Origin of the sequence: Klebsiella sp. A-Nf5, from assembly GCF_002810545.1 — a bacterium.
Classification (GTDB): Bacteria; Pseudomonadota; Gammaproteobacteria; order Enterobacterales; family Enterobacteriaceae; genus Klebsiella; species Klebsiella variicola.
Window position 1 is genome coordinate 87,524 of the sequence record NZ_PIOG01000026.1, and the last position, 22,916, is coordinate 110,439.

Below are 22,916 nucleotides of genomic sequence, written 5' to 3' on the forward strand. Positions count from 1 at the left end.
CAACGATGAAGCCGATGAAAAACCTGCTGCTCATGGGGCTGCTGTCCGCGCTGGGGGCCGGCGGGGCGCTGGCCGCCGAGCGCTCGCACTTTACGCACTTTATCACTCGCGACGGCGCCACCCTCAAGGACGGCGACAAGGTGTTTCGTTTCGCCGGGATCCACGCGCCGGAGCTGCACCGCATTGAAGACGACGCCCGCGGCCCCTGCAGAGCAGACCCGCGCGGCTGGGGACAATATTTTAAATGGCCAACGGCGCAGGAGCAGCAAAACTGGATCCAGGCGATGGTGCAAACCGGGGCGAAAGCCCAGCGCGTCTACGTGCTGTCGGTGCAGCAGGAATTTGATAAAGCCTGCGGGCGCGAGACCCATATTCTGGCGCCGGAAACGGCGGACGGCATGCCGCGGCTGAATGAGAAAGCCATGCGGGTGTATGACAACATGATTGCCGAAGCGGATAAACAGGGATTGCGTCTGATCCTGCCGTTTATCGACCACTGGTGGTGGTGGGGCGGGCGCGAGCAGCTGGCGGCGTTCTACCATGAAAAAGCGGAAGACTTTTATCGGACCGATAGCAAGACCTTCAAAGCCTATCTGGATGTGATCCGCCAGGTTATCACCCGGACAAATACTGTCACCGGCCGCGCCTATTATGATGAAAAGGCGATCATGGCCTGGGAAACCGGTAACGAGCTGGAGGATACCAACGCCGATTTCCTGCATCAGACCGCGGCGTGGATTAAAAAATGGGCCCCTCATCAGCTGGTGGTAGATGGTACCTATAAGAAAATCAATTCCTTTGCGCTGACCGACCCCAATGTAGATATCGTCAGCAATCACTATTACACCAATGCCGATAATAACCATCCCGGGCAGGTGACGCAGGATCTGCGCGCCGTCGGCGGGCAAAAAGTCTATCTCGTCGGCGAGTTTGGCCTGCTGCCGGCGGATCAACTGAACGCCATTATGCAGTCGATCGTTCACAGCGACGTCAACGGGGCGCAAGCCGCCGGCGGGCTTATCTGGGGCTTCCGCGGCCATCGTCACGACGGCGGCTTCTACTGGCATAAGGAGTCGACCGGGCACTACAGTTACCACCTGCCGGGGTTTGCCAAAGAAGGCGAAGCGAACCAGGAGCAGGCGGTGGTCGATCTGGTGCGCACGGCCGCGGCGCAGATGGCCGGGCAGCAGACGATGGCGCCGCTGCCGAAGCCGGACGCGCCTTTGCTGCGCGAGACCACCTCGCCCTTCGCGATCAACTGGATGGGAGCCGCGGTGGGACGCAGCTACGATGTCGAACGCGCCGCCTCGCCGACCGGGCCGTGGACGGTGGTGGGCCGGGATATCTCCGATGGCGTTAACGAATGGAATCCGGAAACCATGGTTCTGTTCCGCGACGATTATCGTCAGCTTCAGCTCGGGCATACGTATTACTACCGGGTGACGGCGAAAAACGAGAGCGGTCATTCGGCTCCTTCCAATGTGATTAGCGTGCAGCATAGCGAGGAGAATCAGCCGCCGGTTGTCACGCTGGAACCGGCCCTAACCACCACGCAGGACCGGGGCGTCGAGCTTACGGCCAGCTGGCAGGACGATGGCCTGCCGTCGCGAGAGGTTAAGGTGGGCTGGCAGCACGCCGGCGATGGCCAGGTGCATTTTTGCCATGCCGATCGGGCTCAAACCCGGGCCTGGTTTACGGCGCCAGGTACCTATGCGCTGACGTTCACGGCGGACGATGGGCTGCTGAAAAGCAGCAAAACCGTGACCGTGACCGTGACGGTGGGCGAGGCGGCGGGGAAAGCGCCGGCGGATTTCTGTCGTTATCACGGCGAAGTCTATGGCGTGGCTGAGGGGCGCCTGACGGTAATGAAGAGTGAAAAAGACGCGCTGACAGTTGGCGAGGACGGCTTCCTCGGCCCATTCGCCAGCGAGGGGGATAAGATCAGCTGGCAGGTGCAGGCGCCGTGGAGCGGTCAGTTCCTGCTTAATGTGACCTTCAACGGTAAATGGGGCGGTAAGCAGAACTCGTTTGTCGTCAACGGGGGCGCCCCGCAGGCCGTGGCCTTCCCGCAGACGGATGAGCAGGGCCAGCAGCTACGGATACCGGTGACGCTTAACGCGGGGACCAATCAGGTTGACTTCGGCCGCTTCGCCGGCGACTGGGGCTATATGTTCATTAAATCGATCGAAGTGGTCGCTGAGTAGTACGTTCAGGCTGCGCCAGACGGGCGCAGCCTTTTTTCGAAGGAGAGGTTATGCAGCAGTATCAGTTTCCGCAAGGGTTTCTGTGGGGAGCGGCGGCGTCCGGCCCGCAAACGGAAGGGGTCACCAATAAGCGCCATCGTTCCATCTGGGATAGCTGGTTTGCCGAACAACCGGAGCGATTTTATCAGCAGGTAGGGCCGCAAACCGTATGTGATACTTATCATCAGTATCCGCAGGACGTGGCGCTAATGAAACAGACCGGCTTCAACTCGTTTCGCACCTCAATTCAGTGGTCACGACTGATCGCTGATTTGGAAACCGGTGCGCCGGACCCGGACGCGGTGCGTTTTTATCACGCCTATCTCGATGAGATGATCGCCAACGGCATTGAGCCGATGATCAATCTCTACCACTTTGATATGCCGGAAGCGCTGCAGAAACAGTACGGCGGCTTTGAATCGGCGCACGTGGCCGAGCTGTTTGCCCGCTTTGCCCGTACCGCCTTTAGCCTGTTTGGCCATAAGGTTAAATACTGGATAACCTTCAACGAGCCGATTGTGCCGGTTGAGGGGGGCTACCTGTACGACTTCCACTATCCGTGTAAGAAAGATGGCCGGCTGGCGGCGCAGGTGGCGTTTAACATTATGCTGGCGCACGCCAAAGCGGTAACGGCTTATCGTGAACTGGCGCTGGTGGGCGAGATCGGCGTGGTGCTCAACCTGACCCCGAGCTATACCCTCACCGACAGCGACGCGGATAAAAAAGCCGCCGGGTATGCCGACCTGTTTTTTAACCGCAGCTTCCTTGACCCGCTGGTAAAACATGAATTCCCCAAAGCGCTGTGCGAGATCCTCGCCGCCCACGACTGCCTGCCGACGACCAGCAAAGACGACGTGGCGTTGATCCTCAGCGCGGATATCGATTTTCTTGGGGTGAACTATTACGTGCCGCGGCGGGTAAAAGCGCGTGAGGGCGAATATGATCTCGATTATTTCACCCCGGAATACTATTTCGAAAACGCGGTGAACCCGCAGGGCCGCTTTAACCCCTATCGTGATAACAACGAGATCCTGCCGCAGGCGATCTATGACATTGCCGCCAATATTCGCGATAACTACGGCAACATTAAGTGGTATCTCGCGGAAATCGGCATCGCGATGGATCGACAATCAGAGGGAGAGCCCGGGGCGGACGGGGTGATAGACGATAATTTCCGCATCCAGCTGATGGAGGAGCATCTGGTGCAGCTGCACCGCGCCATTGCCGACGGCGCGAACTGCTTTGGCGTACACCAGTGGACGTTTATCGACAACTGGTCGTGGATCAATGCCTTCAAACGACGCTACGGCTTCTGGCGACTGGATCTGGAGACCGGCGAGCGACAGATAAAACGCAATGCGCTGTGGTTTGCCGAACTGGCGACCAGCAACGGTTTTACCAGCGATAAATAGCGCGCTGCGCCAGCGCTCCCTCTCACCGGCGCGGAAAGGGGGAGCACGCGAGATTACACCAGTTCGTCTTTATTAATACCCAGCCGCTTCATGCGCGACAGGAGCGTGGTGCGCTTCAGCCCCAGCCGCTGGGCGGCGCCTTTCGGCCCGGCCACCACGCCGTTGCTTTCCTTCAGCACCCGGACGATCAACTGATATTCATCCTCACCTTCCTCAGGCAGGACCGCCGGCGTCCGCGGGGCTTCCACGATATCCAGCTCCGGCAGGGAGAGCTGCAGCACGTTGCCGCGGGTGAGTAACACCGCCCGTTCAATGACGTTTTCCAGCTCGCGCACGTTGCCCGGCCACTCCATCCGCGTCAGGGTGCGCAGGGTTTCCGCCGGAATGCTGTCGATGTTGCGCCCCATGCGGCGGGCGATTTTAAAGGTAAAGGCCTTCACCAGCAGCGGGATATCGTCGGGACGTTCGCGCAGCGGCGGCAGGTGGATGGGGAATACGTTGAGCCGATAGTAGAGATCGCTGCGGAATTCCCTGTCGATAACCATCTGCTTGAGATCGCGGTTGGTAGCAGCGATCAGCCGGACGTCGGTCTGGATCAGCTTGTTGCTCCCCAGACGTTCGAACTCCTGCTCCTGGAGGACGCGCAGCAGTTTAGGCTGCAGCTCCAGCGGCATATCGCCCACTTCATCAAGGAACAGGGAGCTTTTGTCCGCCAGCTCGAAGCGGCCGATACGCTGGGCGCTGGCCCCGGTGAACGCCCCGCGTTCGTGGCCGAACAGATCGCTCTCCAGCAGCCCGGCGGGCATCGCGGCGCAGTTCATCTTCACCATCCGTCGACCGTTACGCCCGCTGAGGTTGTGGATGGCGCGGGCGATAAGCTCTTTACCGGTGCCGGTTTCACCGAGGATCAGCACGGTGCTGTCGCTGTGCGCCACCATCTCGACCTGCTTGAGCACATTGTTCATCGCCTCGCTGCGGCCGATGATCTCGCCGAATTCGCTTTCGACATTATTGAGCTGCTCGGTGAGGGCGAGGTTCTCATCCACCAGCCGCTCTTTCAGGCGCTGAATTTCGCGGTAGGCGAGGGCGTTATCGATAGCGATCGACACCCGCTCGGCGATCTGCCGCAGTAGCTTGAGATTGGTGGTGGTGAAGACCTGTTCGTCGCACTGCGCCAGCTTTAGCACCCCGAGCAGGGTATTGCCGGACATCAGCGGCAGCAGGCACAGGGTCTGGATCTTATTGCCCCACATCTCGAAGAGCATTTTCTCATACGGCGCGAGGGTGTCATGCTCGTGCAGGTTGAGCAGCAGCATCTCTTTGCTTTTGAATACGCGCTCGGTGAGGGTACCGGCTTCATCCACCTCGCTCTGGTCGTGGACCGGATGGCTGGCGTCAAGATAATGCGTGGAATAGATGTTGAGCTTCCCTTTGCGGTCGCTGCGCAGCACCACGCTGATGGCGTCGATCCGGAAGTAGCGATGGATCTCTTTCGCCACCTCGCTGACCAGCTCGTCGATATCCAGGCGTGAGAGCACCGCGTTGGTGATCGCCACCAGGATGCGAAAGTTGTCGCGCTCGTGGCACAGCAGATCGTAATCGACGTTATTGCTGACCCGGTTCTGAATTTGCTCGGTGACGACGGCGACGATCTGCGTGAAGGTATGCAGCCGCTGGAACTCTTTCTCGCTCCACGGCCGGTTGTCACGGCGCAGAAATTCACAGCCGCCGAAGATCCGCCCATCAGCCGCCAGCGGCAGCAGCGAGTAGTACCCGAACGGACGATAGAGCCCGCTGCGGATAAGCTGCGGCCAGGTGTCGGCAAAGGTCTCGTGGTCGCAATGCAGGGCATCCGGCCGGGAGAGTAAGCGGCGCACCGGACCGTGGGCGAGCACGGTTTCGTCCTCGTAGCTCACCGGATGGCCGGCTTCATCGCAGGCATACCTGGCCGCGCGGTGGTTACCCGCGTTCCACAGGATGATGGCCGCCTCGTCGGCGAGCGCTGACTGTTGCACCAGGCGGGTGAGAGTTTCGCTCAGCGCGGCCAGATCGGGCTGCTGTAATAAAAGCCGGGTGATATCGAACAGCCCCTGCTGGCCGAGATCGCTCATCGGTGTATACGACATTGCTTACGTCCAAAACGCGCCGACAACGTGGCGCATAAGAAAATGATGGTACAAATAATAGTATGTTAATAAAGCGGTTATTGCCGCTTTAACCCCGGCTCGCGCTGCGCTTAGCCGGGCTACGTGCGCGCAGTTTTGTAGCCCGGATAAGGCGCCAGCCGCTATCCGGGACCCGACGCCGTCGTTAACAAATTCTCGGCAGCGGCTCGGCGTGGGGAAGATCGAGCGTCCGCTTCACGCCGTACAGCCCAACGGAACGCACGCCCGGGCGGTCGACCACTTCGCCGATTATCGCCGCATCGCGTCCCAGTGGGTGAGACCGCAAATGCGCTAGCACGTTTTCCGCGGCCTCGCGGGCGACGGCGAGCACCAGTTTGCCTTCATTGGCGAAGTTCAGGGCGTCCAGCCCAAGCAGTTCGCAGACGCCGCGCACCGTATCGTTGACCGGCAGCGTTGCCTCCTGCAGTTCGATGCCGCAGCCGCTGGCGGCGGCGAACTCATGGGCGACGGCATTGACCCCGCCGCGGGTGGCGTCGCGCAGAGCTTTCACTCCACTCAGTGGCCGCAGGGTCTGGATAAGCGGCGTCAGCACCGCGCAATCGCTGGACAGCGCGCCGTCCAGCCCCATCTGCTCGCGCAGGTTAAGGATGGTGGCGCCATGATCCCCCAGCGTGCCGCTGACCAGCAGCACATCACCGGCGCTAATCTGCTGCGTCCCCCAGCGAACGTCCGCCGGGATGGCGCCGATGCCGGCGGTGTTAATAAACAGCTTATCCGCCGCGCCGCGCGGCACCACTTTAGTGTCGCCGGTGACGATGGCGATCCCTGCCGCCCGGGCGGTGTCGGCCATGCTGGCGACCACCGCTTCCAGGGTGGCCATCTCCAGCCCCTCTTCGAGAATAAAGCCGCAGGAAAGATAGCGGGGGATGGCGCCGCTGACCGCCACATCGTTGGCGGTACCGCAGACGGCCAGCTTGCCGATATTGCCGCCGGGAAAGAACAGCGGGTCAATCACGTAGCTGTCGGTGGAGAAGGCGAGTCGGTCCCCCTGGGCGGCGAGCGCCGCCAGATCGAGGCGCGCCTGATCCTCCTGCTCCGCCAGCCAGGGGTTGGCGAAGGCCTGCATAAACAGGTCGCCGATCAGCTGCTGCATTGCCTGACCGCCGCTACCGTGGGCTAACTGGACGCTTTTCATGCTTCATTTTCCTGACTGCGATATTGATACCAGGCGGCGCAGGCCCCTTCTGAGGAGACCATCAGCGCGCCAAAGGCGCTTTGCGGATTGCAGGTGCTGGCGAAGAGCGGGCACTGGTGCGGTTTACAGCGGCCGGTCAGCACCTCGCCGCAGCGGGCGCGGGGGTCGTCGCACACGCGCTGCGGCGCCGGGCGGAAATGCGCCTCGGCATCGAAGCGCTGATAGGCTGGCGTAAGCTGCACGCCGGAGTCGCTGATGACCCCCAGGCCGCGCCATTCGCTGTCGCCATCCAGGCGAAAGACGTCGGCCATCGCCGCCTGCGCCAGCGGGTTGCCGGCATCCGGCACCACGCGACGGTACTGATTTTCCACGTCGCTGCGCTGCGCTATTGTCTGCTCAACCAGCATCACCGCGCCTTGCAGTAGATCAAGCGGTTCGAAACCAGCGACCACTAAAGGACGATGATAGTCGCTGGCAATAAAGCCGTAGGCCTCGGTGCCGATCACCATACTGACGTGGCCCGGGGCGAGAAAGGCGTCGATACCGTTGTCCGGCTGATCCAGCAGGCTGCGCAGGGTCGGCAGCAGGGTGATGTGCTGGCAGAAAAAGTAGAAGTTATCGACGTTGCGCTCCCGCGCCTGACGCAGGGTGAGGGCGGTGGCGGGCATGGTGGTTTCGAAACCGAGGCCGAAAAAGACCACCTCACGCTGCGGGTTTTGCTGCGCCAGCCGCAGGGCGTCCATCGGCGAGTAAACGATGCGGACATCGGCGCCGCGGGATTTCGCCTGCAGCAGCGAGCCGTTTTTACCTGGCACGCGCATGGCGTCGCCGAAGGTACAGAAGATCACCCCCGGGCGGCTGGCGATCTCAATGCAGGCGTCGATACGCCCCATCGGCAGGACGCATACCGGGCAGCCGGGCCCATGAATAAATTCAATATTCTCCGGCAACAGCTGGTCGAGACCGAACTTAAAAATGGCATGGGTATGGCCGCCGCAGACCTCCATAATGCGCAGCGGTCGCGCGGCGGTGTGCGGCAGCAGATGGGCACGCTGCTGAAGATGGGCCACCAGCTGCATGACCTGCTCGGGGGCGCGGTATTCGTCAACGTAACGCATTATCGCTCCTCGCCGTACAGCAGGGCGCCGACGTCCGGCTCCACGTCAAACATATTTTGCAGCGCCTCGAGAGTGTCGCGCGCTTCGGCTTCATTGATCACGCTCATGGCGAACCCAACGTGCACCAGCACCCACTGGCCGAGACGCGTCTGACCCTGCTCGTCAACGGCGCCCACCAGCGTCAGGTCGACGTCGCGCTGAATGCCACAGACTTCCACCTTCGCCAGCACGCCGTCGATGGCGCAAATTTGTCCCGGAATGCCTATGCACATCGCTGCGTCTCCAGCCAGGTGAGCCACTGCTCCATGCCTTCGCCGCTGGTGGCCGAGAGGAGGATAATTTCAATATGCGGATTGACCTCGCGGGCGCAGGCCAGGCACTTCTCAACGTCGAAATTGAGATACGGCAGCAGGTCGACTTTGTTGAGCAGCATCAGGCTGGCGGCGGCAAACATATGTGGATATTTCAGCGGCTTGTCTTCGCCTTCGGTGACCGACAGCACCGCCACCTTATGGCGTTCGCCGAGATCAAAGCTGGCCGGGCAGACCAGGTTGCCGACGTTTTCGATAAACAGAATGCCGTGGTCAGCCAGCGGCAGGCGCGGGGCGGCGTCGGCGATCATCTGGGCGTCGAGATGGCAGCCTTTCCCGGTATTGACCTGAATCGCCGGGGTGCCGGTGGCGCGAATGCGGGCGGCGTCATTGACCGTTTGCTGGTCACCTTCAATCACCGCGCAGTCGGCACGTCCTTTCAGCCGGGTGAGGGTTTCGGTCAGCAGGGTGGTTTTGCCGGAGCCGGGGCTGGAAACCAGATTCAGCACCAGCTGCTGTTTCGCCGCAAAGCGTGCGCGGTTGCGCGCCGCCAGACGGTTGTTTTTATCCAGCACGTCGATCTCCACTTCCAGCATCCGCCGCTGGCTCTGCCCCGGGGCGTGAGTCCCAGCCTCGCCATGGCCGTAATGCAGGTCGCCCTCTGGCGTGCGGGTGGGGGCGAAGTGATCGGTTTTGACACCGGTGATGGTCATCGTCTGGCGTGGGGCGGGCGCGAAGGGGGCGCTGCGGAACGCGGAATGCGGGTTTCGTTCGTCTCCTTCAATATAGAGGTTGCCTTCGCCACAGCCGCATGTTGTACACATAGTTTACTCCAGTTCTAAACGCTGAATCTGTAAGCCGTTGTCCGCCACGATCTGTAGCTGGTCGTTATTGCAGAGCGGGCAGCGGCGGACGTGCTGCGAGACAAGATGGACGTACTGCTGGCAGCGTTCGCACCAGCATTCAGCCTGTTGTTCGGCGATATGCAGTTCGCACCCCTCCGCCAGCGTGCCCCGGCAGACCAGCTCAAAGCAGAAGGTCAGGGCGCTGGCTTCCACGCAGGAAAATGCGCCGACCTTGAGCCACACGCCGGTCACCCGTCGCGCGCCGGCCTGCTGCGCCTGTTGTTCAATAATTTCCAGCGCCCGCTGGCTGAGGGTGATTTCGTGCATAGTCGCCTCCGTATCGCAATGCGCCTTATATGCAATAACGATGCCAGGATGAAATCGTCGTGGCCGTCAATGTCGATGTCGACGCCCCGGGGCTGTCATCGACATGTCGCGTCGGCAGGGATGAATACAAAAACATAGTTAAATCAATTAAATAAAAAGTGGCATGAAAAATGCTTAGAGGGTGCATCTCATGCAACGGAGAAACCGATATGACTATTTGGGAAATAAGTGAAAAGGCGGATTACATCGCCGACCGTCACCGGCAGCAGCAGGAGCAGTGGCACATCTACTGTAACTCGCTGGTTCAGGGGATCACCCTGTCGAAGGCCCGCCTGCATCATGCGATGAGCTGCGCGCCGGATAAAGAGCTGTGCTTCGTGCTGTTCGGCCATTTTCAGGTGTTTGTCGCGCTGGCGGAAGGCTTTAACAGCCACACCATCGAATACTACGTCGAAAACAAAGGCGGCGGTGATAAGTACCTGATTGCTCAGGCCACGCTGGCGGCGGATGGCACGGTGGACGGACGGATCAGCAACCGCTCCCGCGACCAGGTGCTGGAGCACTATCTGGCGATTATCGCCACCGTCTATGACCGTCTGTATGACGCCATGGAGCAAGACCAACCGGTGGATTTAAGCCATCTGGCCCTGACCCACTGATCGCGAGGTGTCGACACGTGTCGAAAATGACACCTGCGCAACCTGATTTCGTCAAAAATGACTTTCACCCGAGGATGACCCGGTGAACCGTTTTGTAATTGCTGACTCCACTGTCTGTATTGGCTGCCGCACCTGCGAAGCCGCCTGCTCTGAGACGCATCGCCAGCACGGCCTGCAGGCTATGCCGCGGCTGCAGGTGATGCGTAATGAAAAAGAATCGGCACCGCAGATGTGCCACCACTGCGAAGATGCCCCCTGCGCCGCCGTCTGCCCGGTTAACGCCATCCAGCGCGTCGATGGCGCCGTCCAGCTCAACGAGAGCCTGTGCGTAAGCTGCAAACTGTGCGGCATTGCCTGCCCGTTCGGCGCCATTGAATTTTCCGGCAGCCGCCCGCTGGATATACCGGCGAATGCCAATACCCGGCTGGCCCCCCCTGCGCCGCCGGCGCCGGCCCGCGTCAGCTCGCTGCTCGACTGGGTGCCCGGCGTGCGCGCCATTGCCGTGAAATGCGACCTCTGCCACTTCGATGAGCAGGGCCCGGCCTGCGTGCGGACCTGCCCGACCAACGCGCTGCTGTTGGTGGATAGCCGTGATATCGCCCAGGCCAGCAAGCGTAAACGCCAACTGACCTTTAATACCGACCTTGGCGACTTGTCGCTGTTCCAGGCGCAACAGGGGGAGAGGGAATGAGTGTAATGGGATTAGTCAATCAGGCGGTGACGTGGTACGCCGCCAGCGCCGTGCTGGCCTTTGTGTTTGCCATGCATAAACCGCTCAGCGGCGCCATTGCCGGGATCGGCGGCGCAGTGGCCAGCGCCATGCTGGTGGTTGCCGGCGGCGCAGTGCTATTGATGCCGGAACGGATCCACGGCGGCATGCTGCAGTTTCTGCATCTGACGATGCGGGTGGGCGGTGTCAATGCGCTGTGGCTGCTGGCCATCGGCCTGTCGGCGCTGCCGGTGTCGCTGTTTAACATTAGCTGGCATCGCCATCCGCAGGTGAAGGCCAACGGCCTGCTGGTCAACCTGCTGTTGGCCGCCGCCACCTGCGCGGTGGTGGTGACCAATATCGGTTCGCTGGTGGTGATGGCGGAGATCATGGCGCTCTGCGCGGCGTTTCTCACCGGCTGCGCCGCCTCCGGTAAGCTGTGGTTTGCCCTGGGCCGTCTCGGCACATTGCTGATGGCCTGGACCTGCTGGCTGGTATGGTCGACCTACGGCACCCTTGAGCTGGCGCAGATCAACCTCCAGGCGGTGGATATGATGCAGAACCCGCTGCTCTGGCTGCCGGGGCTGGTGGGGTTCGCCCTGCTGGCCGGGGCGATCCCGCTGCACGGCTGGGCGCCGCAGGCTCACGCCGGGGCCAGTGCGCCGGCCGCCGCGCTGTTTTCCACCGTGGTAATGAAGGTCGGTCTGTACGGCATGCTGACCGTCTCGCTGGCCGGCGGCGTGCCGCCGCTGTGGTGGGGCGTCATGCTGCTGGCGCTGGGGATGATCACCGCCTTCATCGGCGGGCTGTATGCCCTGATGGAGCATAACATTCAGCGTCTGCTGGCCTATCACACCCTGGAGAACATCGGCATTATCCTGCTGGGTCTGGGCGCCTTCGTCACCGGCGTGGCGACCCGCAACAGCACGCTGATGGTGCTGGGCTTTATCGGCGGTATGTATCACCTGATTAACCACAGCCTGTTCAAAACCACGCTATTTCTTGGCGCCGGGGCGGTGTGGTTCCGCACCGGCCATCGCGATATCGAGAAGCTGGGCGGCATCGGTAAAAAAATGCCGTTGATCTCCCTCGCCATGCTGGTGGGGCTGATGGCAATGGCGGCCCTGCCGCCGTTGAACGGCTTCGCCGGCGAGTGGGTTATCTATCAGTCCTTCTTCAAAATGAGCACCGGCGATCTGTTTATTGGCCGTCTGCTGGGGCCGCTGCTGGCCGTCGGCCTGGCGATCACCGGCGCACTGGCGGTGATGTGTATGGCGAAAGTCTATGGCGTGACCTTCCTCGGCGCGCCGCGGACGAAAGAGGCGGAAAACGCCACCTGCGCTCCCTGGCTGATGACCCTGAGCGTGGTGCTGGCGGCGGTCTTCTGCCTCGTTGGCGGCATCGCCGCACCGTGGCTGCTGCCGCTGGTGAGCGGCGCCTTCCCGGTGCAGGCCCAGGTGTCGAGCGTGGTATCGCAGCCGATGATCGCGCTGCTGCTTATCGCCTGCCCGCTGCTGCCGTTCCTGCTGATGATCTTCTTTAAAGGCGATCGCCTGGCGGCGCGCTCGCGCGGCGCGGCGTGGGTCTGCGGTTATGACCATGAGCAGTCGATGGTGGTGACGGCCCACGGCTTCGCCATGCCGGTGAAAGAAGCCTTTGCGCCGCTGCTGAAGCTGCGCCACTGGCTAAACCCGGTGCGTCTGGTGCCGGGCTGGCAATCGGCCTCGGCGCCAGCGCTGCTGCGCGGGATCGCGCTGGTTGAGCTGGCGGTGCTGGTGGTGATTGTCATTTCGCGAGGAGCCTGAGAATGAGTTTGTTAATTGCATTGCTACAGGCGCTGGTGCTGTTTGCCGTCGCGCCGCTGTTGTCCGGGATCGTTCGCGTCGCCCGCGCGCGGCTGCATAACCGCCGCGGACCGGGGGTACTGCAGGAGTATCGCGATATCCTGAAACTGCTGGGCCGTCAGAGCGTCGGTCCTGACGCCTCGGGCTGGGTGTTCCGCCTGACGCCGTACGTCATGGTCGGCGTGATGCTGACCATCGCCACCGCGCTGCCGGTGGTGACGGTGGACTCTCCGCTGCCGGTGCTCGGGGATCTCATCACCCTGATCTACCTGTTCGCCATCGCCCGTTTCTTCTTTGCCATTTCTGGTCTGGACACCGGCAGCCCGTTTACCGCGCTGGGCAGTAGTCGCGAAGCGATGCTCGGCGTGCTGGTGGAGCCGATCCTGCTGCTGGGCCTGTGGGTGGCGGCGCAGGTCGCCGGCTCGACCCATATCAGCACCATCACCGATACCCTTTACCACTGGCCGGCGGCGCGCAGCATTCCACTGATTCTGGCGCTGTGCGCCTGCGCCTTCGCCACCTTTATTGAGATGGGCAAACTGCCGTTCGATCTGGCGGAAGCGGAGCAGGAGCTGCAGGAGGGCCCGCTATCGGAATACAGCGGCAGCGGCTTTGGCATCCTGAAGTGGGGCATCAGCCTCAAACAGCTGGTGGTGCTGCAGATGTTTGTCGGGGTCTTTTTCCCGTGGGGCCAGATGACCAGCTTCAGCGTCGGCGGCCTGCTGTTGGCGCTGGTGGTCGCCGTCGTCAAGCTGGTGATCGGGGTGCTGATTATCGCGTTGTTTGAAAACAGCATGGCGCGTCTGCGTTTTTGTGCCACCTCCCGCGTCACCTGGGCCGGGTTTGGTTTTGCCTTTTTAGCTTTCGTCTCCTTGCTGGTGGCGTGATTAAGAGAGTTTGAGCATGTCTGAAGAAAAAATCGGTCAACACTATCTTGCGGCGCTGCACCAGGCCTTTCCGGGCGTGGTGCTGGACGAAGCCTGGCAGACCAAAGACCAGTTAACCCTCACCGTGAAGGTCAACTACCTGCCGGAAGTGGTGGAGTTTCTCTACTACCAGCAGGGCGGCTGGCTGTCGGTGCTGTTCGGCAACGATGAACGTAAGCTGAACGGCCACTACGCGGTCTATTACGTGCTGTCGATGGAGCAGGGCACCAAATGCTGGATCACCGTGCGCGTGGAAGTGGATGCCAACAAACCGGAATACCCGTCGGTGACGCCGCGCGTCCCGGCGGCGGTGTGGGGCGAGCGCGAAGTGCGCGATATGTACGGCCTGGTGCCGGTCGGCCTGCCGGACGAACGTCGTCTGGTGCTACCGGACGACTGGCCGGACGAACTCTATCCGCTGCGCAAAGACAGCATGGACTATCGCCAGCGTCCGGCGCCGACCACCGACGCGGAAACCTACGAGTTCATTAACGAGCTCGGCAGCAAGAAAAACAACGTGGTGCCGATCGGCCCGCTGCATGTCACCTCAGATGAACCTGGCCATTTCCGCCTGTTCGTTGACGGCGAGAACATTATCGACGCCGACTACCGCCTGTTCTACGTCCATCGCGGGATGGAAAAGCTGGCGGAAACCCGCATGGGTTATAACGAAGTGACCTTCCTGTCGGACCGGGTGTGCGGCATCTGCGGCTTCGCCCACAGTACCGCTTACACCACCTCGGTAGAGAATGCGATGGGCATCGTGGTGCCGGAGCGGGCGCAGATGATCCGCGCCATTCTGCTGGAGGTGGAACGCCTGCACTCGCACCTGCTGAACCTCGGTCTGGCCTGCCACTTTACCGGCTTTGACTCTGGCTTTATGCAGTTCTTCCGCGTGCGCGAAACCTCAATGAAGATGGCGGAAATTCTCACCGGCGCACGTAAAACCTACGGCCTGAACCTGATCGGCGGGATCCGCCGCGACCTGCTGAAAGAGGACATGATCCAGACCCGTCAGCTGGCGCAGCAGATGCGCCGAGACGTGCAGGAGCTGGTGGATATGCTGCTCAGCACGCCGAATATGGAACAGCGTACCGTCGGTATTGGCCGTCTGGATCCGGAAATCGCCCGCGACTTTAGTAACGTCGGCCCGATGGTGCGCGCCAGCGGCCACGCCCGCGACACCCGCGCCGACCACCCGTTTGTCGGTTATGGCCTGCTGCCGATGGAAGTCCACAGCGAGCAGGGCTGCGACGTGATATCTCGCCTCAAGGTGCGGATCAACGAGGTTTATACCGCGCTGAATATGATTGATTTCGGTCTCGATAACCTGCCGGGCGGCCCGCTGATGGTGGAAGGGTTCACCTATATTCCGCACCGCTTCGCACTGGGCTTCTCCGAGGCGCCGCGCGGCGACGATATCCACTGGAGCATGACCGGCGACAACCAGAAACTGTACCGCTGGCGCTGCCGGGCGGCGACCTACGCCAACTGGCCGACCCTGCGCTATATGCTGCGCGGCAACACCGTTTCCGATGCGCCGCTGATCATCGGCAGCCTCGACCCGTGCTACTCCTGTACCGACCGCATGACCGTTGTCGATGTACGTAAGAAGAAGAGCAAAGTGGTGCCGTACAAAGAGCTGGAGCGCTACAGCATCGAGCGTAAAAACTCGCCGCTGAAATAAGGAATCGCCATGTTTACCTTTATTAAAAAAGTTATTAAGACCGGCACCGCGACGCACGCCTACCCGCTGGAGCCGATGCCGGTGGACAAAAACTTCCGCGGCAAGCCGGAGCACAATCCGCAGCAGTGTATCGGCTGCGCGGCCTGCGTGAATGCCTGCCCGTCGAACGCCCTGACGGTCGAGACCGATCTGGCCACTAACCAGCTGGCGTGGCAGTTCAACCTCGGGCGCTGCATCTTCTGCGGCCGCTGTGAAGAGGTGTGCCCGACGGCGGCGATTAAGCTGTCGCCGGAGTATGAGCTGGCGGTGTGGAAGAAAGAGGATTTCCTCCAGCAGTCGCGCTTTGCTATCTGCCACTGCAGGGAGTGCCAGCGTCCGTTCGCGGTGCAGAAGGAGATCGACTACGCCATCGCGCTGCTCAAGCATAACGGCGATACCCGCGCCGAGCTGCACCGTGAAAGCTTCGAAACCTGCCCGGAATGCAAGCGCCAGAAATGCCTGGTGCCGTCCGATCGTATTGAACTAACCCGCCATATGAGGGAGGCCAGCTGATGAGTACTTTACTTGGCCCGCGCGATGAAAACGGCATTCCCGTGCCGATGACGGTGGATGAATCCATCGCCAGCATGAAGGCCTCGCTGCTGAAGAAAATTAAACGTTCGGCCTACGTCTACCGCGTCGACTGCGGCGGCTGCAACGGTTGCGAAATTGAAATCTTCGCCACCCTTTCGCCGCTGTTCGACGCTGAACGCTTCGGGATTAAAGTGGTGCCTTCGCCGCGCCATGCCGATATCCTGCTGTTTACCGGGGCGGTGACCCGCGCCATGCGCTCCCCGGCGCTGCGCGCCTGGCAGTCGGCGCCGGATCCGAAGATCTGTATCTCCTACGGCGCCTGCGGCAACAGCGGCGGCATCTTCCACGACCTGTACTGTGTCTGGGGCGGTACCGATAAAATCGTACCGGTCGATGTCTATATTCCGGGCTGCCCGCCGACGCCCGCCGCCACCCTGTACGGCTTCGCCATGGCGCTCGGCCTGCTGGAGCAGAAAATCCATGCTCGTCTGCCAGGCGAACTCGACGAACAGCCGACCGAGCTGCTGCATGCCGATATGGTGCAACCCCTGCGGGTGCGCATCGATCGCGAAGCGCGGCGTCTGGCGGGCTATCGCTATGGCCGGCAGATTGCTGACGACTATATGCGTCTGCTTGGCCAGGGCGACAGTCAGGTGCTGCGCTGGCTGGAGGCGGAGAAAGATCCGCGTCTGACCGAGATCGTCACCCATCTCAACCAGGTGGTCGAGGGGGCGCGTATCCGATGAGCGAGACGGTGGTGTTCAGTCAGCTGAGCCGTAAATTTATTGATGAGAACGACGCCACGCCGGATCAGGCGCAGCAGGTGGTCTATTACAGCCTGGCGATTGGCCACCACCTCGGCGTCATCGACTGTCTGGAGGCGGCGTTAAGCTGCCCGTGGGACGCGTATCTGGCATGGATCGCCACCCTTGAAGCCGGGAGCGCCGCGCGGCGCAAAATGGAGGGCGTGCCGAAGTATGGCGAAATCGTCATCGACAGCAGCCATGTGGCGATGCTGGCCAACGCCTTTGATAAAGCGCAGTCCGCGCAGACCCCGCAGCAGCAGGCGTGGAGCAAAACGATGCTCAGCATGCTGCATGATATTCACCAGGAGAGCGCCATCTACCTGATGGTGAGGAGATTACGTGACTGACGTTTTACTCTGTGTCGGCAACAGTATGATGGGCGACGACGGCGCCGGCCCGCTGCTGGCGGAGATGTGCGCGGCGAACCCGGCCGGCCAGTGGGTGGTCATCGACGGCGGCAGCGCGCCGGAAAACGACATCGTGGCGATCCGCGAATTACGCCCCGAACGCCTGCTGATTGTCGATGCCACCGATATGGGCCTCAACCCCGGCGACATTCGCGTCATCGATCCCGACGATATCGCCGAGATGTTTATGATGACCACCCATAACATGCCGCTCAACTATCTGGTCGATCAGCTGAAAGAGGACGTCGGCGAGGTGATCTTCCTCGGCATTCAGCCAGATATCGTCGGTTTTTATTATCCGATGACCCAGCCGGTAAAAGAGGCCGTTGCTCGGGTGTACCAGCAGCTGGCAGGCTGGCAGGGCCAGGGCGGCTTTGCCCGGCTGGAGGCTGAAGACGATTAACCCAGCGGCGAACCGGGCTCTCCGCCGGCGCACGACTGACCGGCCGGGAGCCCCGTTCCCGGCGGCGCCAGCTCAAGATTCTCTATCACTAATTTCCCGGGCGACACCGAGACTCTGACCTGCGTGCCGACCGGAAACCCCGCCTGCTCCAGCCAGTCGCCGTTCAGGCTCAGGGCTGCGTGGCGGGTGTAGCGCCGTGTCTCCCGTGTTTTGCGGTCCTCATGGCGTTTTCTGACATATCCCACGGTTAACTGGCGAATGGCCCTGGCTATCCCTCTGGCTGCGGTAGGGTGCTGTGCGCTCATGATGTGCTCCTTGCTGAAAATACCCCTGTAAAAGTACTGTATAAAATACCAGTTATTGTGAACAGGAGGCAAACCAGAAACTGGAATCAGGCTCGAGAAAAAAGCATGTAATGGATGCAACAGAAAGCAGACGCCCATCCCCGTTTATCGCGGGAAATGGGCGCGTGTGGGCGAGGGGGCTTAGTCGAGATCGGCGCCGTTGCTGGCTATCACCTTCTGGTACCAGAAGAATGACTTTTTACGCTTACGCGCCAGCGTGCCGTTGCCGGCATCGTCGCGATCGACATAGACAAAGCCGTAGCGCTTGCTCATCTCGCCGGTTGACGCTGAGACCAGATCGATGCAGCCCCAGCTGGTGTAGCCCAGCACCGGAATGCCGTCGCCGATAGCGTCGCGCATGGCCCTGATGTGCTCGCGCAGGTAGCTGATGCGATAGTCGTCATTGATGTCGCCATTGGCGTCGATCTCATCGCGAGCGCCAAGCCCGTTTTCCACCAGGAACAGTGGTTTCTGATAGCGGTCATACATCATGTTCATGGTGATGCGCAGGCCCAGCGGGTCGATGCCCCAGCCCCACTCGCTGGCCGGGATGTGCGGGTTCTTCAGCGACTTGACGATGTTGGCGGCATTGGTGTTGCTGGCGTTCATCTCCGCCGAGGCGCAGCGCGACGCGTAGTAGCTAAAGGAGACGAAATCGACGGTGTTTTTTAGGATCTCGTCATCGCCCGGCTGTTTCGCAATCGTGACCCCTTTTTCCCGGAACACCCGCGCGGCCCACACCGGATAGGCGCCGCGCGCCTGGACGTCGATAAAGAACAGATTTTCGCGGTCCTTCTCCAGCGCCATCCACACATCTTCCGGCTTGCAGGAGTAAGGATAGAAATTGCCGCCCGCCAGCATGCAGCCGACCTGGTTCTGCGGGTTAATCTCATGGGCGATTTTTGTCGCCAGCGCGCTGGCCACCAGCTCGTGATGCGCGGCCTGGTACTTCACCTGCTCCTGATTTTCTCCCTCTTCAAACACCAGCCCGGCGCCGGAGTAGGGGCTGTGCAGCATGATATTGATTTCATTGAAGGTCAGCCAGTACTTCACCAGCCCGTCAAAGGCCTCAAAACAGGTGCGGGCGTAGTGGCTGAAAAAATCCACCATTTTGCGGTTACGCCAGGAGCCGTACTCCATCACCAGGTGCATCGGCACGTCGAAATGACACAGCGTGACCAGCGGCTCAATACCGTGCTTTTTGCATTCCTCAAACAGTGAGCGGTAGAAGGCGATGCCCTGCGGATTCGGCTGTTGCTCGTCGCCGTGCGGGAACAGGCGGCTCCAGGCGATGGAGGTGCGGAAGACGCTGAACCCCATCTCGGCCATCAGGGCAATATCTTCTTTATAGCGATGGTAAAAATCGATCGCCTCATGGCTGGGGTAAAACTCGTCTTCACGCAGCGTAAAGCGCTTCTCCAGGCCTAATTTTACCGGCAGGCGGTGGGCGCCGTGGGGAAGGGTATCCACGGTGGTCAGCCCCTTGCCGCCTTCAAAATAAGCGCCTTCAGACTGGTTGGCGGCCAGTGCGCCGCCCCATAAAAATCCCTGTGGGAAACTCGCCATGCATTACCTCATTATTAATTGTGTGTTCAGGCGTGGGATGCCTGGGCCCGGGCCTGGCGCGCTCTGGCGTCGGCAGCGGCCTGTTCAACGGGAATATCTTCAAAGCCGAGGATCAGCGTCAGGGCAAACGACAGCACCACCGACAGCGCCATCACGCCAAATACCCAGACGATAGTCATCGGATTGGCTGGATCGAAAAACTGCACGCTGGTAAACAGCCCAGGCGCCGCCATCGAATGGCTGGCCAGACCGGCGATTCCCGCCACCGCGCCGCAGATAAAGCCGCTGATTAAGCTGGCGATCAGCGGGCGCTTCAGGCGCACCGCCACGCCATACAGCGCCGGTTCGGAAATCCCGGCCAGAATCGCCGATGCCGCGGCGGCCAGCGCCGTCTGGCGCAGCTCCGGGTTTTTGGTTTTCCACGCCACCGCCAGCGACGATCCGCCCAGCGACAGGTTGGCGCCGATCTCCGATGGCATCACCATGCCCTCTTTGCCGGTTTCGGCGATGGTCTGAATGATGGTTGGCGTAAAGACGCGGTGCATCCCGGTCATCACCAGCAGTGGCCACAGCCCGCCCATGATCGCCACCGACAGCCAGCCGAGATAGCTGTGGATCGTATACACCAGCGCGGAAATGGCGCTACCGATCCAGATGCCCAGCGGGCCAATCAGCAGGATCGCCAGCGGGGCGGCGATCAGCACGATCAGCATCGGCTTAAGGAAGTTTTTCGTCACCGCCGGGGTAATGCGATCCACCCAGCGCTCGATATACGACAGGCACCAGGTCATCACCAGCGCCGGGATCACCGTGTAGGTGTATTTCACCGCGGTAACCGGAATAAAGGCAAATTCAACGTGTTCGCCCTGGGCGGCTTTGGCCATCAATTCGATAAACCCGGGATGCACCAGCACCCCGGCGATGGCGATAGCCAGCGACATATTGGTTTTGAATTTCACCGCCGCGGAGGCGGCCACCATCAGCGGCAGGAAGAAAAATGCGCCATCGCCGATAAGCGTCAGGAGGGTCAGCGTCGGCGAGCCTTTCGGCAACGCGCCGCTCATCTCGAGGATCATCGCCAGCAGCTTGACCATCGATCCGCCGATAATCGCCGGGATCAGCGGCGACATGGTACCGATCAGCGCGTCCAGGATCCCGGCGCCGATGCGTTTCAGGGTCAGCGGCGCTTTGCCCTGCGGCTCAGCCGGACGCAGGTCGCCAGGCAGCAGATTCACCACCTCGCGGTAGGCCTGGGAAACGGTATTGCCGATGATCACCTGGCACTGGTTATCGCTGCGCACAACGCCAAGTACCCCGGTCAGGCCTTTCAGGGTGGGGCTATCGACCTTTTCGTCGTCTTTGACCACGAAGCGCAGACGGGTCATGCAGTGGGTCACGGCGGCGACGTTATCGACTCCGCCGATTGCCGCGACTATCTGTTGCGCCAGGGCTGCATAATTTTTCGACATCGGATTTTATCCTGTTTATCAATAGGGTACTGATCTGCTACCGCGCCGCATCGCCGGGCGATACCATGTTTATATAGGAAACCGGTTCCACAAAATCATGGTGAGTTTCATTTGATTGCACAAGAAATAAAAAAAGATGATCTCAATTTTGTGATTTTGATCGCGAAGCGTCGCCGTGAGCCGGATCGCGGTGGTGAACAGGGGAATGCTGTAAAAGCGGGAAACGTGCAGTACACTGCCTGCAACTTTTGCAACAGGAAGAATCACATGGCAACGATGCTGGAGGTCGCAAAGCGCGCGGGGGTATCGAAGGCAACCGTTTCGCGGGTACTGTCGGGCAACGGCTATGTCAGTCAGGAGACCAAAGACCGGGTGTTTAAGGCAGTGGCGGAGAGCGGCTATCGGCCTAATCTGCTGGCGCGCAACCTGGCGACCAAAACGACGCAAACCCTGGGCCTGGTGGTGACCAACACCCTGTATCATGGCGTCTATTTCAGCGAGCTGCTGTATCACGTGGCGCGGATGACAGAGGACAAGGGACGACAGCTGATCCTGGCCGACGGCAAGCACAGCGCGCAAGAGGAGCGGGAGGCGATCCAGTACCTGCTGGACCTGCGCTGCGATGCGATCATCATCTACCCGCGCTTTCTCACCGTTGACGAGATGGACGAGATCGTTGAGAACCACTCGCAGCCGATCATGGTGCTTAACCGCCGCCTGCGCCGCCACGCCAGCCACTGCGTCTGGTCCGATCAAAAAGCCTCGGCGATGCGGGTGGTGGAGCGGCTGATCGCGCTTGGCCATCGCGATATCGCTTTTATTACCGGCTCCCTTGACTCACCCACCGGCGTCGAACGCCTTGCCGGCTACAAAGACGCGCTGGCTGGCCACGGCATCGCCCTGAACGAGGCGCTCATCGCGGAGGGGCGCTGGACGCCGGAAACCGGCGCGGCGGCGGTGGAGAGCCTGCGTCAGCGCGGGGTGACCTACAGCGCGCTGGTGGCGAGCAATGACGATATGGCTATCGGGGCGATGAAGCAGCTTCACCAGCTGGGCGTAAAGGTACCGGATCAGGTCTCGGTGGTGGGGTTTGACGATATTGTGCTGGCACCGTATATGGTGCCGTCGCTCGCCAGCGTTCGGGTACCGGTGACGGAGATGATTAAAGAGAGCATCAATCGGCTGATATTTATGCTGGATGGTGGGGAATTCAACTTTCAGCAGAGCTTCCCCGGGGCGCTAATTGAGCGTGATTCACTGGTGGCGGGTCCCTGTGCCTGACGTCGTCAGCTGTCATCGTCACTACTGACGATGACAGCAAATATTCGATTTAATTCTCTTAACTATCAATAATATAAAAACTGGAACGTATTATGCATACTCCGGCGCCTAACCTTCTTACTGCTGGAGAAATGGATGAACCGTTTCATTATCGCCGATGCGAGCAAATGTATCGGCTGTCGCACTTGCGAAGTGGCCTGCGTGGTGTCCCATCAGGAACATCAGGATTGCGCCGCCCTGACGCCTCACACCTTTCAACCGCGTATTCACGTGATCAAAGGGGTCAATGTCTCCACGGCGACCGCCTGCCGTCAGTGTGAAGACGCCCCCTGCGCCAACGTCTGCCCGAACGGCGCCATCAGCCGCGATAAAGGCTTTGTCCATGTGATGCAGGAGCGCTGCATCGGCTGCAAAACCTGCGTTGTTGCCTGCCCGTACGGGGCGATGGAGGTGGTGGTGCGCCCGGTGATCCGCCATAGCGGTGCCGGACTGAACGTCGTGGCGGAAAAAGCCGAAGCCAACAAGTGCGACCTCTGCTTCCACCGCGAGAGCGGCCCGGCCTGCATGGAAGTCTGCCCGACGCACGCCCTGGTGTGCGTTGACCGCAACAAGCTGGAGCAGATGAATATCGAGAAACGTCGCCGTACGGCGCTGGCCTGGTAAGT

22 protein-coding genes are annotated in these 22,916 nt (G+C 60.9%); 13 read left to right on the plus strand and 9 right to left on the minus strand.

Annotation, left to right across the window (positions count from 1 at the left end):
* The first annotated feature begins 5 nt into the window (after positions 1-5).
* The gene (locus CWM53_RS01890; protein WP_100730271.1) at positions 6-2,204 is read left to right on the plus strand and encodes a CBM35 domain-containing protein; all 2,199 of its coding nucleotides are present in this window, start codon (positions 6-8) and stop codon (positions 2,202-2,204) included.
* Positions 2,205-2,254: 50 nt separating this feature from the next.
* Positions 2,255-3,655, plus strand: a complete 1,401-nt coding sequence (locus tag CWM53_RS01895) for a glycoside hydrolase family 1 protein (RefSeq protein WP_032731143.1) — start codon at positions 2,255-2,257, stop codon at positions 3,653-3,655.
* 53 nt (positions 3,656-3,708) lie between these two features.
* Here CWM53_RS01895 and flhA read toward each other — a convergent pair whose 3' ends face one another.
* The 6 genes from flhA to hypA all read right to left on the minus strand — a co-directional run bounded on the left by flhA (position 3,709) and on the right by hypA (position 9,577).
* Positions 3,709-5,781 carry a formate hydrogenlyase transcriptional activator FlhA gene (flhA, locus tag CWM53_RS01900; protein ID WP_061153546.1) on the minus strand — a complete coding sequence of 691 codons (2,073 nt, stop codon included), beginning with the start codon at positions 5,779-5,781 and terminating at the stop codon, positions 3,709-3,711.
* Positions 5,782-5,965: 184 nt separating this feature from the next.
* Positions 5,966-6,976: a hydrogenase expression/formation protein HypE gene (gene hypE / locus CWM53_RS01905; protein ID WP_008806188.1), complete on the minus strand. Its 1,011-nt coding sequence runs from the start codon at positions 6,974-6,976 to the stop codon at positions 5,966-5,968.
* The gene (gene hypD, locus CWM53_RS01910) at positions 6,973-8,094 is read right to left on the minus strand and encodes a hydrogenase formation protein HypD (RefSeq protein WP_100730270.1); all 1,122 of its coding nucleotides are present in this window, start codon (positions 8,092-8,094) and stop codon (positions 6,973-6,975) included. Before hypD ends, hypE begins: the two co-directional genes overlap by 4 nt.
* Positions 8,094-8,366: a HypC/HybG/HupF family hydrogenase formation chaperone gene (locus CWM53_RS01915; protein WP_022064696.1), complete on the minus strand. Its 273-nt coding sequence runs from the start codon at positions 8,364-8,366 to the stop codon at positions 8,094-8,096. The genes hypD and CWM53_RS01915 overlap by 1 nt, the downstream gene beginning before the upstream one ends.
* Positions 8,357-9,229: a hydrogenase nickel incorporation protein HypB gene (gene hypB / locus CWM53_RS01920; protein ID WP_008806186.1), complete on the minus strand. Its 873-nt coding sequence runs from the start codon at positions 9,227-9,229 to the stop codon at positions 8,357-8,359. The genes CWM53_RS01915 and hypB overlap by 10 nt, the downstream gene beginning before the upstream one ends.
* 3 nt (positions 9,230-9,232) lie before the next feature.
* Positions 9,233-9,577: a hydrogenase maturation nickel metallochaperone HypA gene (hypA, locus tag CWM53_RS01925; protein WP_100730269.1), complete on the minus strand. Its 345-nt coding sequence runs from the start codon at positions 9,575-9,577 to the stop codon at positions 9,233-9,235.
* 209 nt (positions 9,578-9,786) lie between these two features.
* On the opposite strand from hypA, the gene hycA reads away from it, so the two are divergent.
* The 9 genes from hycA to hycI all read left to right on the plus strand — a co-directional run bounded on the left by hycA (position 9,787) and on the right by hycI (position 17,591).
* Complete coding sequence (gene hycA, locus CWM53_RS01930) at positions 9,787-10,236, plus strand: formate hydrogenlyase regulator HycA (protein WP_004205645.1); 450 nt, start codon at positions 9,787-9,789, stop codon at positions 10,234-10,236.
* 82 nt (positions 10,237-10,318) lie between these two features.
* A complete protein-coding gene (locus CWM53_RS01940) occupies positions 10,319-10,927 on the plus strand; it encodes a 4Fe-4S dicluster domain-containing protein (RefSeq protein WP_061153550.1) in 609 nt (202 codons plus the stop codon).
* Positions 10,924-12,750: a formate hydrogenlyase subunit 3 gene (gene hycC, locus CWM53_RS01945; RefSeq protein ID WP_100730268.1), complete on the plus strand. Its 1,827-nt coding sequence runs from the start codon at positions 10,924-10,926 to the stop codon at positions 12,748-12,750. Before CWM53_RS01940 ends, hycC begins: the two co-directional genes overlap by 4 nt.
* A gap of 2 nt (positions 12,751-12,752) precedes the next feature.
* The gene (locus CWM53_RS01950) at positions 12,753-13,676 is read left to right on the plus strand and encodes a respiratory chain complex I subunit 1 family protein (RefSeq protein ID WP_100730267.1); all 924 of its coding nucleotides are present in this window, start codon (positions 12,753-12,755) and stop codon (positions 13,674-13,676) included.
* Positions 13,677-13,692: 16 nt separating this feature from the next.
* A complete protein-coding gene (gene hycE, locus CWM53_RS01955; RefSeq protein WP_100675853.1) occupies positions 13,693-15,402 on the plus strand; it encodes a formate hydrogenlyase subunit HycE in 1,710 nt (569 codons plus the stop codon).
* A 9-nt stretch (positions 15,403-15,411) separates the two neighbouring features.
* Positions 15,412-15,954 (plus strand): formate hydrogenlyase complex iron-sulfur subunit, encoded by a 543-nt coding sequence (locus CWM53_RS01960; RefSeq protein ID WP_023290793.1) that lies wholly within the window; start codon positions 15,412-15,414, stop codon positions 15,952-15,954.
* Positions 15,954-16,721: an NADH-quinone oxidoreductase subunit B family protein gene (locus CWM53_RS01965; RefSeq protein ID WP_002914891.1), complete on the plus strand. Its 768-nt coding sequence runs from the start codon at positions 15,954-15,956 to the stop codon at positions 16,719-16,721. The genes CWM53_RS01960 and CWM53_RS01965 overlap by 1 nt, the downstream gene beginning before the upstream one ends.
* Positions 16,718-17,128, plus strand: coding sequence for a formate hydrogenlyase maturation HycH family protein (locus CWM53_RS01970; RefSeq protein ID WP_008806180.1), 411 nt, complete (start codon positions 16,718-16,720; stop codon positions 17,126-17,128). Before CWM53_RS01965 ends, CWM53_RS01970 begins: the two co-directional genes overlap by 4 nt.
* Positions 17,121-17,591 (plus strand): hydrogenase maturation peptidase HycI, encoded by a 471-nt coding sequence (gene hycI / locus CWM53_RS01975; protein ID WP_061153555.1) that lies wholly within the window; start codon positions 17,121-17,123, stop codon positions 17,589-17,591. The genes CWM53_RS01970 and hycI overlap by 8 nt, the downstream gene beginning before the upstream one ends.
* Here hycI and CWM53_RS01980 read toward each other — a convergent pair.
* The 3 genes from CWM53_RS01980 to ascF all read right to left on the minus strand — a co-directional run bounded on the left by CWM53_RS01980 (position 17,588) and on the right by ascF (position 20,970).
* Positions 17,588-17,896, minus strand: coding sequence for a SymE family type I addiction module toxin (locus tag CWM53_RS01980; protein WP_074387766.1), 309 nt, complete (start codon positions 17,894-17,896; stop codon positions 17,588-17,590). The two genes, hycI and CWM53_RS01980, sit on opposite strands and share 4 nt — an antisense overlap.
* Before the next feature lie 180 nt (positions 17,897-18,076).
* Positions 18,077-19,501, minus strand: coding sequence for a 6-phospho-beta-glucosidase (locus tag CWM53_RS01985; RefSeq protein WP_100730266.1), 1,425 nt, complete (start codon positions 19,499-19,501; stop codon positions 18,077-18,079).
* A gap of 26 nt (positions 19,502-19,527) precedes the next feature.
* The gene (gene ascF, locus CWM53_RS01990) at positions 19,528-20,970 is read right to left on the minus strand and encodes a PTS cellobiose/arbutin/salicin transporter subunit IIBC (RefSeq protein ID WP_016161696.1); all 1,443 of its coding nucleotides are present in this window, start codon (positions 20,968-20,970) and stop codon (positions 19,528-19,530) included.
* A gap of 267 nt (positions 20,971-21,237) precedes the next feature.
* Here ascF and CWM53_RS02000 point away from each other — a divergent pair, with 267 nt between their 5' ends.
* Both CWM53_RS02000 and hydN read left to right on the plus strand, forming a co-directional pair.
* Positions 21,238-22,251, plus strand: a complete 1,014-nt coding sequence (locus CWM53_RS02000) for a LacI family DNA-binding transcriptional regulator (protein WP_016161695.1) — start codon at positions 21,238-21,240, stop codon at positions 22,249-22,251.
* Positions 22,252-22,386: 135 nt separating this feature from the next.
* Positions 22,387-22,914 carry an electron transport protein HydN gene (gene hydN, locus CWM53_RS02005; RefSeq protein ID WP_008806174.1) on the plus strand — a complete coding sequence of 176 codons (528 nt, stop codon included), beginning with the start codon at positions 22,387-22,389 and terminating at the stop codon, positions 22,912-22,914.
* Positions 22,915-22,916: the final 2 nt, after the last annotated feature.

Excerpts from the sequence above, each read along its gene's own strand:
- CWM53_RS01895 (WP_032731143.1), top strand. The coding sequence starts at position 2,255 with ATGCAGCAGTATCAGTTTCCGCAAGGGTTTCTGTGGGGAGCGGCGGCG.
- hypE (WP_008806188.1), bottom strand. The coding sequence starts at position 6,976 with ATGAAAAGCGTCCAGTTAGCCCACGGTAGCGGCGGTCAGGCAATGCAG.
- hydN (WP_008806174.1), top strand. The coding sequence starts at position 22,387 with ATGAACCGTTTCATTATCGCCGATGCGAGCAAATGTATCGGCTGTCGC.
- hycE (WP_100675853.1), top strand. The coding sequence starts at position 13,693 with ATGTCTGAAGAAAAAATCGGTCAACACTATCTTGCGGCGCTGCACCAG.
- CWM53_RS01970 (WP_008806180.1), top strand. The coding sequence starts at position 16,718 with ATGAGCGAGACGGTGGTGTTCAGTCAGCTGAGCCGTAAATTTATTGAT.
- CWM53_RS01985 (WP_100730266.1), bottom strand. The coding sequence starts at position 19,501 with ATGGCGAGTTTCCCACAGGGATTTTTATGGGGCGGCGCACTGGCCGCC.
- hycA (WP_004205645.1), top strand. The coding sequence starts at position 9,787 with ATGACTATTTGGGAAATAAGTGAAAAGGCGGATTACATCGCCGACCGT.
- ascF (WP_016161696.1), bottom strand. The coding sequence starts at position 20,970 with ATGTCGAAAAATTATGCAGCCCTGGCGCAACAGATAGTCGCGGCAATC.
- flhA (WP_061153546.1), bottom strand. The coding sequence starts at position 5,781 with ATGTCGTATACACCGATGAGCGATCTCGGCCAGCAGGGGCTGTTCGAT.
- hypD (WP_100730270.1), bottom strand. The coding sequence starts at position 8,094 with ATGCGTTACGTTGACGAATACCGCGCCCCCGAGCAGGTCATGCAGCTG.
- CWM53_RS01965 (WP_002914891.1), top strand. The coding sequence starts at position 15,954 with ATGAGTACTTTACTTGGCCCGCGCGATGAAAACGGCATTCCCGTGCCG.
- CWM53_RS01950 (WP_100730267.1), top strand. The coding sequence starts at position 12,753 with ATGAGTTTGTTAATTGCATTGCTACAGGCGCTGGTGCTGTTTGCCGTC.
- hycC (WP_100730268.1), top strand. The coding sequence starts at position 10,924 with ATGAGTGTAATGGGATTAGTCAATCAGGCGGTGACGTGGTACGCCGCC.
- hypB (WP_008806186.1), bottom strand. The coding sequence starts at position 9,229 with ATGTGTACAACATGCGGCTGTGGCGAAGGCAACCTCTATATTGAAGGA.
- CWM53_RS01915 (WP_022064696.1), bottom strand. The coding sequence starts at position 8,366 with ATGTGCATAGGCATTCCGGGACAAATTTGCGCCATCGACGGCGTGCTG.
- CWM53_RS01890 (WP_100730271.1), top strand. The coding sequence starts at position 6 with ATGAAGCCGATGAAAAACCTGCTGCTCATGGGGCTGCTGTCCGCGCTG.
- CWM53_RS02000 (WP_016161695.1), top strand. The coding sequence starts at position 21,238 with ATGGCAACGATGCTGGAGGTCGCAAAGCGCGCGGGGGTATCGAAGGCA.
- hypA (WP_100730269.1), bottom strand. The coding sequence starts at position 9,577 with ATGCACGAAATCACCCTCAGCCAGCGGGCGCTGGAAATTATTGAACAA.
- CWM53_RS01960 (WP_023290793.1), top strand. The coding sequence starts at position 15,412 with ATGTTTACCTTTATTAAAAAAGTTATTAAGACCGGCACCGCGACGCAC.
- CWM53_RS01980 (WP_074387766.1), bottom strand. The coding sequence starts at position 17,896 with ATGAGCGCACAGCACCCTACCGCAGCCAGAGGGATAGCCAGGGCCATT.